The sequence below is a fragment of the Humidisolicoccus flavus genome, from assembly GCF_045689595.1.
Taxonomy (GTDB): domain Bacteria; phylum Actinomycetota; class Actinomycetes; order Actinomycetales; family Microbacteriaceae; genus Humidisolicoccus; species Humidisolicoccus flavus.
Genome location: NZ_CP142724.1, coordinates 916,957 through 931,199, shown reverse-complemented (window position 1 = coordinate 931,199; position 14,243 = coordinate 916,957). Strand labels below are relative to the sequence as shown.

The following is a 14,243-nucleotide window of genomic DNA, read 5'->3' as shown; positions in this document are numbered from 1 at the left end:
CGCGAAATCTCTGGGCGTGCCGAAATTATTCGGAGTGCTGCTCGTCTGGGAACGGCCACCAGCTCGGGAACAGCAATTGCAGGTCTCGGAGGAAATCGTCGATGTCCACCCGCGGGGCATTGTCCGCGCCGCTGTGATCGCCTGAATCTCTGGAATCAGTCGAGTCGCTGTGATCGCCTGCGCGACGGTGTGCTCCAGGGCCACTGTGCAACCACGCGTCGATCGCACCGACCGCGGCGTAGGCAACTGAGCGAGGGGCGAGTGTTGCCAGGCTTGCTGGACTCCCAGATGGCAGTTGCACTGCGCCCACCTCGATGAGGGTCGCGATCGAGCGCTCGAAATGGTCGGCGAGCATTGAGTGCAGGCTGGGGGAGGCCGTGTCTCGGTGGAGGGCGACCCGGTAGATCGCGTCGTGGGCGGCGACATGTTCGATGACCGCCCGCGCGACGTTCGAAACAGCATCCGAAACCTGGTCCGCCGAAGCCTTGCTGTCAATTGCGGCGAGATGCACCGCGCGGATTTCGTCGAGCTCGCGCGTCAAGGTTGCGGCGAGCAACTGCTCCGGGGAGCTCGCGTGCTCATAGAACGTCGAGCGGTTGACGCCGGCGAGCTTTGCGATATCGGTCGCGGTGACTCCCGCGAGCGACTGCTTCGCCGCGAGGGTCAAGACGGCGTCACTCAATAGCAATTGTGAGCGAAGTCTTCTCGGATCCATTCGGCAATCGTAGAATAGAAACTATCCAACATATGTTGGAAATAATTGGAAGAGGTGTTTGGAATGACCCGGTTCGAGGGCAAAGTAGCGCTCATCACTGGTGGAGCCAGCGGGATCGGCAGAGCGACGGCCACTCGCTTCGCTGCGGAAGGTGGCTTTGCGGTCATCGCCGATGTGCAAGAAGAGAAAGCGAACGCGGTCGTCGCAGAGATCGAAGCGGCTGGCGGCACGGCAAGCGCAGTTTTGCTCGACGTCACAAGCGAAGAGGCCTGGGAATCTGCGGTTGCAGCGGTCGTTGCCGAGCACGGAAAGATCGACGTGCTCGTGAACAATGCGGGCATCGGCGATGTCGCTCCAATCGAGGAGACCTCCTACGAGACCTACGCAAAGGTAGTCGCGGTCACGCAGACGAGCGTGTTCCTCGGTACGAAGGCAGCTGCCGCCGCGCTGAAGGCCTCGGGTAACGGCTCGGTCGTCAACGTGAGCTCGATGTTCGGGATCATCGGCGGCTTCGGTGGAGGCCCGGGCTACGCGGCTGCGAAGGGCGCGGTGCGCACGCTCACGAAGAACACGGCGCTCGGCTGGGCGACCTCCGGGATCCGCGTGAACTCCGTGCACCCCGGGTTCATCGATACGCCGATCCTCGGCGAAACCGACCGCGCCGGGCTGATCTCCACGACCCCGATGGATCGTCTCGGCAAGCCAGAAGAAGTCGCTTCGGTGATTCTGTTCCTCGCAAGCGACGACTCATCGTTCATGACCGGCTCTGAACTCGTCGTTGACGGTGGATACATCGCTCGATAACTGTTCGTACGAAGTGAAGGCGCCCTGCGTGTGGGGGCGCCTTCGTTGTCTCTGTTGTCGTCCGTGTACTACTGGGTTGACACGCCCGTCAGCGTCCGTGTATCAATGAAGTAATACACGGAAGGTGGTCGAGATGTCGTCACATATGGGTTTGCTCGCGATCGGAGCGCTCGCGCTATTCATCATTGTGTTCGTGGTGCTGCTCGTCTTGCTCGTGCAGCGGGGTTCGCGAGTCGCAGTCGCCGTCGAGACAGAGAACGATGTGATCGGCGCTCGCCGCATGGTGTCGCAGAGTCGCCTCCGTGCCCTCGTCGCCGTAACGTTCTCGTTCGTCGTGTTGGCCGCGCTGCTCTCGTTCGCCTCCTTCGTTCCGCAGTACCTGGGGCTGCCGGTCGTGGTCGCTCCGCTGCTCGCTGCGGCGGCGAGCCTGCTGCTCTACGCCGCGATTCCAGCGCCGAGGGTGCCTCGCTCGAAGCAGGTGGCGGCTTCGCTGGAGCCGCGCGGTCCCTGGTCGTTCGCACCGCGATGGCTCGTGTTCGCGTCTCTGGGTGCAGCCCTCGTCTTCGTGGCATTCCTGATCTGGTTCGGCGTCGTTGCCGAGGCTGATGGGCGCTCGATCACGATCGAGTGGGCACAAGGCTCCAGCACGCTCAGCCCGTTCCCCGGCTGGTTCTACGGTCTTCCCCTGATTGCCGCCACCGTTGTCCTCGCGGCGTCCATGCTCGCGGCGCTCGTGCGGATTGCGCGGATGCCAGCGCTCCCTGCCACCGCGCTCGCTTCGGTTGACCGCGAGTGGCGTGCTGCCTCGTCGCGGTTCGTCATTGCGTTTCCGACGGCGGTGTTGCTGGTCTTTGCGGGCGCGGTGATCGCGAGTGCGGGAGCGCAACTGCGCCAACTTGCGAACCTCGAAGTGCCGGGGATCGAACTGCAGGTGCCGCAGTTCGCGGTCGGGACCGCCTGGATTGTGGTGGGGCTGCTGCTCGTGGTGCTCGGAGTGGCGAGTTTTGTGTACGCCATTCGTGCCGCGGCGATGGTGCGGGCGAGCCGAGTACAGGTGTGGGGTGCGGGGGAGAGCGCCGGAGACTCGATTGGCTCGGGCGATGCGCCGCGGTCTGGTGCTGAGTCAGGAGCTGGCGCTGGCGCTGCTCCGGGTGCGGCCGGGGTCTCGGGCCGATGATCACGGTCGACGAGTCGAGCGCGGTGCCGCCGTTCGAGCAGATCCGCGGGCAGCTCACTGATCTCATTCGCTCGGGTGCGCTCGCGGGCGGGCAGCGACTGCCGTCGATTCGACAGCTCGCCGCCGACCTGCGGGTTGCTGCGGGAACGGTTGCTCGCGCGTACACGGAACTCGAAGGCGCGGGGCTCATCGAAAGCAGTCGCTCCGCCGGAACGCGGGTCCGTGCGGATCAGGCGGTCGACGATTCGATTCGGAGGGCGGCCGCCGACTTTGTTCGGGCGGCGCAGCGGCAGGACTTGAGCCTTGAGGATGCGATCAGCGTGATTCGTTCGCAGTGGAACGCATCATGACGCTGAGGTATTGGCGCTCATGCCCCACGTGTTGGTGTTTGGCGGAGGTGGCGGGTGCTGATGCTGGTGCTGGTGTGAACAGTGCCGGTGTCGCCGCTGCTGGGGTGCCGTTTGCTGGAGTTACCCCACCACGCCGAGCGTGAACGGCAGGACCGCGGGCGCTCCTGCTTCTCGAAGGAGCCTGGCGGCAATCGTGAGGGTCCAACGGCTATCTGCGAGATCGTCGATCAGCAGCACCGGGCCGTTGACCGACTGCAACTGAGCAGCAAGCTCGGGGCCGACCGTGAACGCCGGCCACACATCGGCAAGCCTGAAGGCGCTGTTGCCTCCTGGTCCACCCGTGAGCCCGGCTCCAGTTGGAGTGAGCTCGCCGAGAATCGGGAGCCGACCGATCTGGCTGAGCCCGGTCGCGAGCGAGCCGAGCAGCGCAGGTCGGCCACGTGAGGGAACGGTGACGATGCCGACGGGCCGTGAGGGCCAGTTCCATTCGGCAAGTACGCGCACGCTCGCATCGAGCACCGGCTTCGTGACGGGAGCATCGGCTGCGCCGCTCGCAAAGACTTCCCGGAGGGTGCCGCCCCAACCGAGGTCGGTGAGGCGTGCGAGCGCGCGGCCTTCTTCGGCGCGTTCTGCAGGCGCAATCTTGCCGCGCATCGGAACGCCGAGGGTGTTCGCGCCGGTCGGCCATTGCGCGCGCGGTTCGATCGCGACGCCCACCTTGTCGAGGGATTGCGCAGCGGCGTCGGCCGCGTTCGAAGCCACCTCGCTCGCATACCAAGCGCTCGTGCAGTTGTCGCAGACGCCGCAGGGCGCAGCGCTCGGGTCGTCGAGCTGTTGCTGCAGCAACTGCATACGGCATTCGGTTGTCCGCTCGTATTGCAGCATCGCGTTCTGTTCAGCGAGTCTCGCCTGATTGATGCGGTCGTATCGCTCTTTGTCGTACACCCAGGGCTTGCCAGTGCTGATCCATCCGCCCTGCACTTTTTGTACGGAGCCGTCAACGTCGAGCACTTTCAGGAGCAGCTCGAGCGGGCTGCGCTTCAGTGGCACCTGCGCTTCGAGGGCAGGCGTGGAGAGCGGCTTCTCGCCGAGCGCGCCGAGCACGGCCTGGGCTGCGCTCTCGCTCGGCATCGACGCCGTTGCGAAGAAGCGCCAGATCGCTTCGTCTTCTTCGCCCGGGAGCAGCAGCACGTCTGCGTTGATCGCGCCACGACCCGCACGACCGACCTGCTGGTAGTAGGCGACCGGCGAGGATGGTGCGCCGATGTGCACGACGAAACCGAGATCCGGTTTGTCGAAGCCCATGCCGAGCGCGCTTGTTGCGACCAGCGCCTTCAGCTCGTTGTTTTTTAACATGCGCTCGGACTCTTCGCGCTCGTCGGGGTCGGTGCGACCCGTGTAGGAGCGGACCGTGTGCCCGGCATCGCGCAGAAGGCGGGCGGTGTCTTTGGCGGCCGAAACCGTGAGCGTGTAAATGATGCCGCTGCCCGGCAGTTCGCTCAGGTGCGTGAGCAGCCAAGCCAAGCGGTCGCGTGAATTGGGAAGGCTGAGGACGCCAAGTCGCAGGGATTTGCGGGCAAGGGATCCGCGGATCGTCACAACTGCTGCGTCGTGTGTTGTTGCGCTCGCTGCGTCGGCCGGCGCTGCATCGGCGTGTGCCGCGTCGCGCGTGTTGCCGACGAGTTGCGCGCCGATCTGTTCTTCGACGTCGTGCACCACGCGCTCGTTGGCGGTTGCCGTGGTCGCAAGCACGGGGATGTCGGCGGGGAGTTCGTGGATGAGCGAGGCGATCCTTCGGTAATCGGGCCGGAAGTCGTGACCCCAGTCGGAGATGCAGTGCGCCTCGTCTACAACCAGCAGGCCCATGCGGCGAATGAGCTCTGGCATTTGCTCTTCACGAAAACGCGGGTTGTTCAGGCGCTCCGGGGAGACCAGGAGGACGTCGATCTCGTCGTTCGCGAGGCTCGCGCGCACTTCGTCCCACTCATGAGCATTCGCAGAGTTGATCGCGACGGCGCGGACCCCCGCTCGGGCTGCCGCTGCAACCTGATCCCGCATGAGTGCGAGCAGGGGTGAGACGAGCAGCGTTGGGCCGGCGCCACGGCGACGCAGTAGCAGGCTCGCGATGAAGTAGACCGCCGACTTGCCCCAACCGGTGCGCTGCACGACGAGCGCCCGGCGCTTGTCGTCAACGAGCGCGAGGATCGCCTCCTCCTGGCCGTCGTGAAAGGTCGCCGCGGGGTTCGCGGTGAGGGTTTTCAGGATTTCGAGGGCGTCTTCGGAGGTACGAGAAGGCATGTGGTGATTCTCGCAGCAGCCCGAGACATTGGGCGATTCGGGTCCGGTCTGCGATGAAGAAAGTGCGCGAGTGCAAGCCTGTTGGGCAGTGAAGTCAGGGCCCGTTCGCCGTTGCCTACTTAAGCAGGGTCGCCCAGTCGACGACCTTCTGCAGGGCCGTAGAGAACGCTGGGTCTTCTGGTCGGTTCAAGAAGGCGTGGCGGCTGTCGCACATGATGTGGTGCTCCACGATGATCCCGTCGGCGGCGAGTTCGCGCGCGAACTGTTCGCTCGATGCGCGAAGGGTGTCGTGATCCGCGTCGATCATGAGGGTCGGCGGGAAGCTGCGGAGCGAGTGTCCGCCCGGGAAGGCATCCGGGTAGTTCAGTGCTTCGGAGGATCCCGCGTAATGGCGGCACATGAGTTTGACGGCAGAGGGGGAGTGCACGTACTTGCGGAGTCCGCGAACGCGTTGCGCGATCTCGCGGGAGCGCGGCGGGAGCTCCGGGTGGAAGAGCCCATAGGCGAAGAATGCGCCACGGATCCTCGGATTTGTGCCAACGCGGTGCAGGGCAGCGGCTGCGAGGCAAGCTCCCGCACTTGCTCCACCGACGATGACTTCGCCGTCATTGCTGAGCACCTGCTCGATTACCGCGACGACATCGTTGACGGGAACGGGGTAGTGCACGAGCGCAGCGCGGCGCAGCATGGTCGGCACGAAGCGCGAAGCCATGGGGGAGGTGAGCGTGTAGTCGACCGTGATGACGCGGAATCCGGCGCGAGCGAGCGCCTCGCCAACGGCGTGCGATTCGAGTTGATCGAGCCCGCCCGAGACGAAGGCCCCTCCGTGCACCCAGACGAGCGTTGCCGGGATGCGAGGCTGGGAGGTGGCTGGCGTATACAAGCGCACGGGGATCGGCCCGCGAGATGCGGCGACGGTGCTGTTGATGACGCTGACCTCAGGGAGCGGGACTGGCGAATTCACTTCGACATCGTATGGCTGCGGAGGGGCAAAAATGCTGGACGCGCGAACACGCGCCGCCAAGATTTTACAAAATTGAATTAACTATGCGGCGTCAGTGTGCGGCGCCAGCGGCCGCCGATTCTGTGACCCGGTGCGAAGCACGCTAAGATCATTCAGTTGCCTCGGCAACGGCGGGCTGTAGCGCAGCTTGGTAGCGCACTTGACTGGGGGTCAAGGGGTCGCAGGTTCAAATCCTGTCAGCCCGACCGCAAAGTCCAGGTGAGATTAGGTTTCTCACCTGGGCGGTGTCGTGTTCGGGATCGATGTGACCGCTAGAGTGACCGCAAGGTTCAGAATGCGTCGTCGTCTGACGCTCGGTTTGGGCTGGCTCGAAGGTGAGGATGGAAGCGATGTCGCGGCTGAGCGACATACTCCCCCCGCTCGAACCGCAGTTCGCGAGGGATCTCCAAGCCAGATTGCGCCCCGTGCAGAAGGAACTCCGGATTGGCCCGAACTTCGAGTGCCATGCACCGTTGGCGGTCGAGTTGCCTCGCCGCAAGGTGAGCAAGGTTCAAGTGCCCCTTCCCGAGAAGGCACATAGAGCGGCGATCAGCCAATGCCGGTGGCGGGGAGGTGCCCTTGCCGATATGGTCAGGCGTGCATTACCGTGCGGACCCCGATGGAGTGGATTCGCGCGATCGCTACTAGCCTGAGGGGGCGCCATGAGTTACCGGAACAAGACCTACGTCGCATTTGCGAGCGAGGACATCAAGTCGTATCGGCTCATGGAGGCTTGGCGCGACAACAAGCACATCAATTTCAACTTTTACGACGCTCATGACCTCCACATTTCCAGGGACACGAGCCAGCCGGAGACCATCAGGCGAAACCTTCGTGAGCGGATAAAGAGCGCGAAGCAGGTCGTGCTGCTCGGCAGCACCTTAGCGAAAAGCAAAGGGTCGGATGGAACGTCGTTTCTCGCGCACGAGGTCAAGGTGGTTATGGAGTTCAATTTGCCCGTCGTCGTCGCGAATCTCGACGGCGATCGCGCAATCGACAAAAACTTCATTCCGGCGCCTCTGCTGTCTGTCGACTACTACACGCTCTCCGTGTCCTTCCAGCCCGCGATCATCAAGTTAGCGCTTGACAACTACGTGCCTGCGTTCGCAAAAAGCGACAACAGGGGTCCCCATTACTATAAGAGCAACATTTACCAAGAACTTGGCCTCTGATGGACTCGATCAAGCGTGACATCGGCACCCGCCGGTTCTGGAAGCTGCTGGCGATTAACGCGTTCGCCGCGTTTGGCGCGCTTGCCGTTGTCGGTGGAGTCATGGTGCTTTTCGCGCCCGACATCTTTGTCGGCATGGCCCCGCTTGGCTGGGTCGCTGCCGTCGCTGCAGCGGGCTACGGAGTGTTCCGTGCTTGGCCGAGGCCAGTCGCAGTCCGCTACCAAGCGCCAGCGACGACCATCCGGTTGGTGTGCGGCGACATCTTTGAGCAGCACGAATCGCATCTCGTCATCGGAGTAAGCGACACTTTCGACACCGCCTCACCGCACATCTCGTCGGAGAGCGTCCAGGGACAGTTTCTGAGCCGCGTGTACGATCACGACCTGAACAGGCTCGATGCTGACATCGATGAGCAGCTACGCAGCGTCGACGCCACCGGCCGAATTTTGGGGAAAGCGGGCAAGTCCGTCCAGTATCCACTCGGGACGACGCTCACGCTACGCGCAAATGCTCGCAGGTACTTCTTGGTGGCGTACACCACCATGGACACGAAGAGCATGGCGTCCTCGACCACCGATGGAGTGTGGAACAGTCTGAGCGCGTTGTGGCGAGTGATTCGCGCGGAGAGCAACGGCAAGCGAGTCTGCATACCCATGATTGGGGGTGGGCAGTCAAAGCTCTCACCGGTTCTTCCCGCGATGGATTCTGTGCGTTTCATCGCGCTATCCTTCATGCTCGCATCGCGTACCTCAAAGGTGTGCGACGAACTCGTCATCGTCGCGCCTCCGGCGTTGTATGACGGTTTGGACCACCTGGAAATCCAGGCGTTTCTGAAGTCGTTGCGGCCGTCATGAGCAAGACCTCGATCGACCTTCCCGATGAATACGAATGTGCGTTCTGTGCGTACATCCGAGGTGCTCGGCCTTATACTTTCGTCTGGCGAGAAGAGCGCGTCGCGGTGATGATCACCCGCGAGCAACGTGGGGTTGCCCATCTCCTTGTGGTTCCGATCGCGCATGTTCCGACACTCCTCGACCTCCCAGACGAGTCCGCTGCCGATGTGCTAATTGCAGTGCGAGATGCGGCCACGACGATCGACCGGGCATACGAGCGTCCGGGACTCGCCGTTTGGCAGAACAATGGCAGGTCAGCGCATCAGATGATTCCGCATCTGCACTTTCATGTTGCAGGCACACTGCCGGAAGGCGGCACGGACTTCGGTCCAGTCGAGGAAATCCCAGTGAGCGCGACCGACGAGATCGGTCGGCGCCTGGCTAGCCACGTACCAGCGCGTGCGGAGTCCAAACGGCGCGTAGAGCCGCGCTTGACTTGATTTGGCGGCACATTGCGTGGGAGCCGACAAGAGCGACTCGAGGCCCTCGTTCTGGTGCCGGACCCCAACCCTTCGGAGCGGTTTTGTAGATTCGACCCAGTGCGCGAGCCCCGCAAGCCGTCGTGCGGAGCGCTATTCTCTAGCCGAACGCGCGCGGAGGGTGGTAGCATCGCGCAGAGGTGCGGCGCTCGAGGGTCGCACCGTGGCACGAACTGACCCTTCGGCCATCGTGCCCAGACGCTTAGGCAGTTCTACCGAGTCGATGCCGGGCTCACTCGGCGTCCGGTCGCGGCTCCCATCCGTCGAAGGAATCGGCCCGTCCCATCGCGACATCTTTCGCGTACCCAACCAACATCGTGTCGGCCAGCTCCTTCGCCGCATTGGGGCTCTTCAACACTGTCTTGTAGTCGAAATCTTCAACTCGTGCGTGGTACTCGAGCTCAACGATTACCGTTGTCAGGACGCTCTCGCACTTTGCCATGAATGCCTCAACTTGGGTGCCCGTGAGCGCCGCGGGATCGGCCACGTATGGCTTTGATCCTTCGTTTTCGCGCAGGATCCGTGATAGCACGTAGAGCGCAAAGTATTTGGTCAGTGTGTATGACGCCATCGGGCGGTTCTTCATGGTCGCGACCAAAGCGGCAACTGCTTCCGTTAGCTGGTGCACGAAGACGATGCGATCTGCGGTGACCTCAAGCCGACCGAAAATGTCTGCGTACTTGTCGTCGAAGACCTTGTAGACCTGGTGCGATGACCAAGGTTCGAGCAGGTCAAACGCGAGCAAAGCGCGGCCCGTAATGTCATTACTAATTGGAGTGCGCCCCTCGGGCACCTTGGCGCCTCGCTTAATGTCGTAGAAGAACTCAGGCCGTCGCTGGTCCACGTCGGCTTGGAGGGTCACTTGGATTCGGTGATTGGATCGGCTGTCTCGCGGTCGGACGGCGTTCTGGTTATTGCTGTTCGCCGTGATCTTCTTCGCGAGTTTGTCGTCGTCAACAGCGATCGCTCTCACAAGGACCCGCAGGTCTTCTGTGAGCTTCGCCTTATTGCGGTGGAACTGCGTCAAACTCTGAGCACCATTGACGACTCGGTAACCATGCACAGTTAACGATCCGTCCACAGTGTCATCTATCGCGTCACACAGGATGATGATTCCGTTATGGAAGAGTGCGAAGTCTGCGTGCTCCTGCTTGTTCGCAACCGATTGCCCGATCTCCCGGTTGACCCCGCTATTGGGAAGGGCATAGCGCACGTTGTCCTCGAAGAGGCTGCCGTCCTCGATCCCATCCATATGTACTAGCTGGAGTGCTCGCGCTGGAAAGACGTACATGTTGTCAGTGGCGCTCCCTTTACCTGCCGTCATGGCAAGAGGAGGGACGTAGGTCGTATCAAACGTGAATGTGCTTTTCTTCGCCTTAGCAGTGTCGATGTCGATGATGCGTGCAGCGATGGCGTCGCGATCGTAAATCGTAAGCGATTCAGTAATCGCGGCTATTTGCTCAGAGTCGATGTTATGCAGAGCGTTTGAAACATAAACGGCCTTGAGCGCGTAACCTTTGTCCACCAGACCGGCGATTTTCTGCGCGATCAAGAGGTTCTTTAGGTCTTGGTTGGCATTACCCTCGAGCACGGAGTTGACTTTAGCTTCTGTGTCGAACTGCTGAATCGAACCGAGCAGGAGTTTGGGTTCGACGTCACCGATCTTGCCGTTAGCCTGCTGCCTTATCTTCGACTGCAGGAAGTGGATCTCTTCGTTGTTGGTGTCGACGTAGATACCGTCGATGCCTTTGTCGTTCTGGCTATCGCAGACGGCGTCCCGAGCGGCCGTTTCCTCGAGGTGATACACCTGCTCTAAGAACCAGACCAGGAACGCAGCGGACTCGCCTAGCCCCGTCTCCTTCTCGATCGATGCGATGCGCTGCTTGAGGCCGTGATACTCGAGGCCCGATGTCTTCATGTTGATCACAGTATCGAACTGTGCTCAACTTGCGCAGGCCGCGGGGCCGGTCACGGTTTGAGTGATCAAGTCCGGACACTTCACTTGATCTAGTTTTGTAACTCGCGAACCGATCGGGGCCAATCGAGGGCGTCGTTCCAATATCGGAGGCAAGGACGTCGGAGCTATGTCGGTTGACCTCCCGACTCACACGGCATGGACCCGTGGTGCGGAGCACCATCGCGGAGTTGTGTGCACGCCACGGCTTGACGGATAGCACCTGGGCGCGGTGCCAGAGGGTTGGGCTGAAGCGCCCGCTCACTGATGCGCGCTAAATGTGGTTCCTTGGGAGGTTTTGAGCGGGTGAGTTATTGAAGACCTCCGGGCAGGATGTGGGTTACCACACTCGCATTCTGAACACGGAGGCCTTCTTGACTCACGCTAACGCACCTTTGACGCCCCTTGGCCGGGCTCGTTTGGCTGCCCTGACCAACACTCAGAGATGGTCGGTCCGGCGAGCTGCAGAGCAGTTCCAGGTGTCGCCCGCAACGGCCTCGAAATGGGGGCAGCGAGCTCGCTCGGGGACTGCAATGACCGATCGCTCCTCCCGTCATCATCACAGTCCCGCACGCACCGCGCAGCGCTTCGAACGGCGAATCATCCAGGTGCGATTCACGAGACGATGGGACCCGCACCGGATCGGGTATCACTTGCGCGTGCCGCGCTCGACCCTCGAGCGGTTGTTACATCGTTAGCGGATGCCGATCCTGACGCACGTCGACCATGCCACCGGGCTACCGGTCAGGCGCCACAAGCCCGTTCGCTATGAGCGAGGACGGCCCGGGGATCTGGTCTATAGCGATATCAAGAGACAGGGCCATATCTCGGATGGTGGCGGTCATCGGATGCTGAGCCGCGTGTTCGGGAACCGGAACAACAAGAAGTCAGGTCGCGGTTAAGCGTTCCTGCGTCACAGCGTTGATGACCACTCCCTGCTTGCTTGCTCAGAGATCCTTGCCGACGAACGATAAGAGACCGCCTCAGCGTTCTGGGCCAGAGCCAACGCCTTCTTCGAAAGCTCTGGCATCACGGTCCGAGAAATCCTCACCGGCAACGGCTGCTGCTATCGCGCTGGTGCGTTTGCGACAGCGCTCGGCGCCGGCATCAAACACAGATTCACGAAGCCCTACCGTCCGCAAACAAACGGGAAAGTCGAACTCTTCAACCGCACCTCGCCCAGAAATGGGGATACGCCGCCACATACGCAAGCGACGAAGCCCGCACAGCGACCTGCCAAGACTGGATCCATCACTACCATCACCACATACCTCATACCTAAATCGGCTGCCAAACCCATCAGCCCGCGTTCGCAATCTCGCTGGGAACTACAACTAGATATTGATCAAGAACAAGTCCAAATGGTTTGAGGGGTGGCAGGGGTGAGTCGTCATTCGTCGAGCCGTTCTTCGTCTGAAGATGCGCATGAACTCAACATTCAGAAAATCAGAAGATTCCGTCGGGGACGGAGACCGGCTATTATCTGAACATGGTTGAGATCAGTGAACGGCCGCAGCCTCCTCAGACGGAGGTAGACATGGTCGCGGCCGGAATGGCCACACTCCGCGATCGCCTTCCCCCGGATTGGTTGCTCACCGAAGCTGCAGTAGACCGAGGAACCCCTCGCGCAGACACAACCTTTGTGATGCGTTCCCCAGACGGGGGAGAGTTGCAAGTGGTCGTAGAAGCAAAGCGGGTGCTGGAAGCAAGAGATGTGCCCCGGATTAGGGAGCAACTCGACAGAATCATCGACCGCCAACCTGCAACCATTGGGCTGGTCGCAGCCCGGTACTTGACAAAATCTACGCGCGAACGCCTTGCGGACGCTGGACTGTCATATGTAGACGCCACAGGGAATCTTCTGATGCGCGCACAATCGCCTGCAGTATTCATCTCCGACCGGGGGGCCGATAACGACCCCTGGCGTGGACCAGGTCGCCCTCGGGGAACTTTGAAAGGAGAGCCAGCCGCCAAGGTGGTACGTGCTCTGCTGGACCTCCGAGAACCTTGGAAAATTAGCGACCTAGTGAAGGCATCGGCATCCTCCACGGGGTCTGTCTACCGCGTCGTCGAGTTCCTGGAATCCGAAGCGCTGGCCAACAGAGAAGACGGTGGGTTGATCACGGTCCCTGATTGGCCCGCATTGCTGCGCCGGTGGAGCGACGACTATCAGTTCCTGCGTACGAACACCGTCACCCAGTGGATCGCCCCCCGTGGGATTGACTCGTTCCTCGAGCAGGTTCGGAAGTACGAAATGCGCGATTACGCGGTAACAGGATCAATCGCAGCCGCCACCTGGGCGCCCTACGCGCCGGTCAGATCGGCCATGATCTACAGCCCGAACCCTGAGCGCATTGCAGAAGCCTGGGGATTGCGCGCGACCGATACCGGGGCAAACGTCATCTTGGCCAGGCCGACATACGACGTCCTTGGTGAGCGCGCAATCGACAGACCGGACGGCCTTCGTATTGCAGCACCGACACAGGTTGCTGTCGACCTCATGAATGGCCCCGGGCGCGCACCATCGGAGGCCGAAGAACTAGTGGAATGGATGAAAAGCAATGAACAACTCTGGCGATGAGGCGGCGGACCTGCTGGTCCGAGCCCGCTCTGTTCTTCTCGACGCCCTCGACGCGTTACGCGAGCACATCGACGCAATCATCGTGATTGGCGCACAAGCAGTGTACCTCCGAACAGGCGGGATCGACGTCGCGCTCGCAGAAGCGACGAAGGACAGTGATGTCGCCGTTGACCCTCGTTTGCTCGCAGATGATCCACGGCTCGAAGCCGCGATGAGGGCCGCCGGGTTTTTGCCATCGGTGAATGGCCAGCCTGGGGCGTGGATAAGCCTGGACGGCATCCCCGTCGATCTAATGGTGCCCGAAAGTTTGGCCGGCGCTGGCACTCGCGGCGCGCGCATTCCTCCACACGACGCGAGAGCAACCCGACGTGCCAGAGGTTTGGAGGCATCGCTCGTTGACTTCGACGAGATGGAAGTAGAAGCACTCGACCCGGACGATCACCGAATCGTCAGGGTGAAGGTGTCAGGTGCAGCCGCACTCCTGGTCGCAAAACTCCACAAGATCGCGGAACGAGTTGATACTCCTCGTCGTCTCATTGACAAGGACGCCCACGACGCGTACCGCATCCTGCGAGCGATTGAAACGGACGCCCTCAGTTTCGCATTCACACGTCTTTTGACCGACGGGCTCAGCGAGGGCGCCACGCGAGAAGCTTTGGTTTACCTTGCAGAACTTTTCGCTGCTGGGCCCGAGGCGACCGGGGCCATGATGGCGGGCAGAGCGGAAGAAGCAGTCGGGGACCCTGCACAAGTCTCAGCTGCCGTCGCGATTCTCTCCGGCGACTTGCTCGACGCGCTCGGCGAAGGATAACTACAC

At 61.8% G+C, this 14,243-nt stretch carries 12 protein-coding genes, 1 tRNA gene and 1 pseudogene; 10 read left to right on the top strand and 4 right to left on the bottom strand.

Going from position 1 to position 14,243, the window contains the following annotated elements; genetic code table 11:
- Window positions 1-25: 25 nt before the first annotated feature.
- The gene (locus tag U2H20_RS04445; RefSeq protein WP_430593290.1) at window positions 26-715 is read right to left on the bottom strand and encodes a TetR/AcrR family transcriptional regulator; all 690 of its coding nucleotides are present in this window, start codon (window positions 713-715) and stop codon (window positions 26-28) included.
- A gap of 63 nt (window positions 716-778) precedes the next feature.
- Between U2H20_RS04445 and U2H20_RS04440 the strand changes: the two genes are divergently transcribed.
- From U2H20_RS04440 to U2H20_RS04430, 3 genes are all read left to right on the top strand, one after another.
- A complete protein-coding gene (locus U2H20_RS04440; protein WP_430593289.1) occupies window positions 779-1,519 on the top strand; it encodes an SDR family NAD(P)-dependent oxidoreductase in 741 nt (246 codons plus the stop codon).
- Window positions 1,520-1,652: 133 nt separating this feature from the next.
- On the top strand, window positions 1,653-2,696 hold the full coding sequence (locus U2H20_RS04435) for a hypothetical protein (protein ID WP_430593288.1): 1,044 nt from the start codon (window positions 1,653-1,655) through the stop codon (window positions 2,694-2,696).
- Entirely contained in the window at window positions 2,693-3,046 is a 354-nt protein-coding gene (locus U2H20_RS04430) for a GntR family transcriptional regulator (protein WP_430593287.1), read from the top strand. The genes U2H20_RS04435 and U2H20_RS04430 overlap by 4 nt, the downstream gene beginning before the upstream one ends.
- 120 nt (window positions 3,047-3,166) lie before the next feature.
- On the opposite strand, the gene U2H20_RS04425 is transcribed toward U2H20_RS04430, so the two are convergent.
- Together U2H20_RS04425 and U2H20_RS04420 are read right to left on the bottom strand one after the other, a co-directional pair.
- Window positions 3,167-5,344: a RecQ family ATP-dependent DNA helicase gene (locus U2H20_RS04425; RefSeq protein WP_430593286.1), complete on the bottom strand. Its 2,178-nt coding sequence runs from the start codon at window positions 5,342-5,344 to the stop codon at window positions 3,167-3,169.
- Window positions 5,345-5,459: 115 nt separating this feature from the next.
- A complete protein-coding gene (locus tag U2H20_RS04420) occupies window positions 5,460-6,308 on the bottom strand; it encodes an alpha/beta hydrolase (protein ID WP_430593285.1) in 849 nt (282 codons plus the stop codon).
- Window positions 6,309-6,479: 171 nt separating this feature from the next.
- Here U2H20_RS04420 and U2H20_RS04415 point away from each other — a divergent pair.
- From U2H20_RS04415 to U2H20_RS04400, 4 genes are all read left to right on the top strand, one after another.
- A tRNA-Pro gene (locus U2H20_RS04415) sits at window positions 6,480-6,553 on the top strand.
- Between the two features lie 456 nt (window positions 6,554-7,009).
- Window positions 7,010-7,519: a TIR domain-containing protein gene (locus U2H20_RS04410; RefSeq protein WP_430593284.1), complete on the top strand. Its 510-nt coding sequence runs from the start codon at window positions 7,010-7,012 to the stop codon at window positions 7,517-7,519.
- Window positions 7,519-8,373, top strand: a complete 855-nt coding sequence (locus U2H20_RS04405) for a macro domain-containing protein (protein WP_430593283.1) — start codon at window positions 7,519-7,521, stop codon at window positions 8,371-8,373. Before U2H20_RS04410 ends, U2H20_RS04405 begins: the two co-directional genes overlap by 1 nt.
- Complete coding sequence (locus U2H20_RS04400; protein ID WP_430593282.1) at window positions 8,370-8,852, top strand: HIT family protein; 483 nt, start codon at window positions 8,370-8,372, stop codon at window positions 8,850-8,852. The genes U2H20_RS04405 and U2H20_RS04400 overlap by 4 nt, the downstream gene beginning before the upstream one ends.
- Before the next feature lie 271 nt (window positions 8,853-9,123).
- Here U2H20_RS04400 and U2H20_RS04395 read toward each other — a convergent pair whose 3' ends face one another.
- Window positions 9,124-10,809: an AIPR family protein gene (locus tag U2H20_RS04395; protein ID WP_430593594.1), complete on the bottom strand. Its 1,686-nt coding sequence runs from the start codon at window positions 10,807-10,809 to the stop codon at window positions 9,124-9,126.
- 410 nt (window positions 10,810-11,219) lie between these two features.
- Here U2H20_RS04395 and U2H20_RS04390 point away from each other — a divergent pair.
- From U2H20_RS04390 to U2H20_RS04380, 3 genes and pseudogenes are all read left to right on the top strand, one after another.
- Window positions 11,220-12,183: pseudogene (locus U2H20_RS04390) on the top strand (IS481 family transposase).
- 688 nt (window positions 12,184-12,871) lie between these two features.
- Window positions 12,872-13,426 carry a hypothetical protein gene (locus U2H20_RS04385; RefSeq protein ID WP_430593281.1) on the top strand — a complete coding sequence of 185 codons (555 nt, stop codon included), beginning with the start codon at window positions 12,872-12,874 and terminating at the stop codon, window positions 13,424-13,426.
- Window positions 13,407-14,237 (top strand): hypothetical protein, encoded by an 831-nt coding sequence (locus tag U2H20_RS04380; protein WP_430593280.1) that lies wholly within the window; start codon window positions 13,407-13,409, stop codon window positions 14,235-14,237. The genes U2H20_RS04385 and U2H20_RS04380 overlap by 20 nt, the downstream gene beginning before the upstream one ends.
- Window positions 14,238-14,243: the final 6 nt, after the last annotated feature.

Excerpts from the sequence above, each read along its gene's own strand:
- U2H20_RS04445 (WP_430593290.1), bottom strand. The coding sequence starts at position 715 with ATGGATCCGAGAAGACTTCGCTCACAATTGCTATTGAGTGACGCCGTC.
- U2H20_RS04440 (WP_430593289.1), top strand. The coding sequence starts at position 779 with ATGACCCGGTTCGAGGGCAAAGTAGCGCTCATCACTGGTGGAGCCAGC.
- U2H20_RS04435 (WP_430593288.1), top strand. The coding sequence starts at position 1,653 with ATGTCGTCACATATGGGTTTGCTCGCGATCGGAGCGCTCGCGCTATTC.
- U2H20_RS04430 (WP_430593287.1), top strand. The coding sequence starts at position 2,693 with ATGATCACGGTCGACGAGTCGAGCGCGGTGCCGCCGTTCGAGCAGATC.
- U2H20_RS04425 (WP_430593286.1), bottom strand. The coding sequence starts at position 5,344 with ATGCCTTCTCGTACCTCCGAAGACGCCCTCGAAATCCTGAAAACCCTC.
- U2H20_RS04410 (WP_430593284.1), top strand. The coding sequence starts at position 7,010 with ATGAGTTACCGGAACAAGACCTACGTCGCATTTGCGAGCGAGGACATC.
- U2H20_RS04405 (WP_430593283.1), top strand. The coding sequence starts at position 7,519 with ATGGACTCGATCAAGCGTGACATCGGCACCCGCCGGTTCTGGAAGCTG.
- U2H20_RS04400 (WP_430593282.1), top strand. The coding sequence starts at position 8,370 with ATGAGCAAGACCTCGATCGACCTTCCCGATGAATACGAATGTGCGTTC.
- U2H20_RS04395 (WP_430593594.1), bottom strand. The coding sequence starts at position 10,809 with ATGAAGACATCGGGCCTCGAGTATCACGGCCTCAAGCAGCGCATCGCA.
- U2H20_RS04380 (WP_430593280.1), top strand. The coding sequence starts at position 13,407 with ATGAACAACTCTGGCGATGAGGCGGCGGACCTGCTGGTCCGAGCCCGC.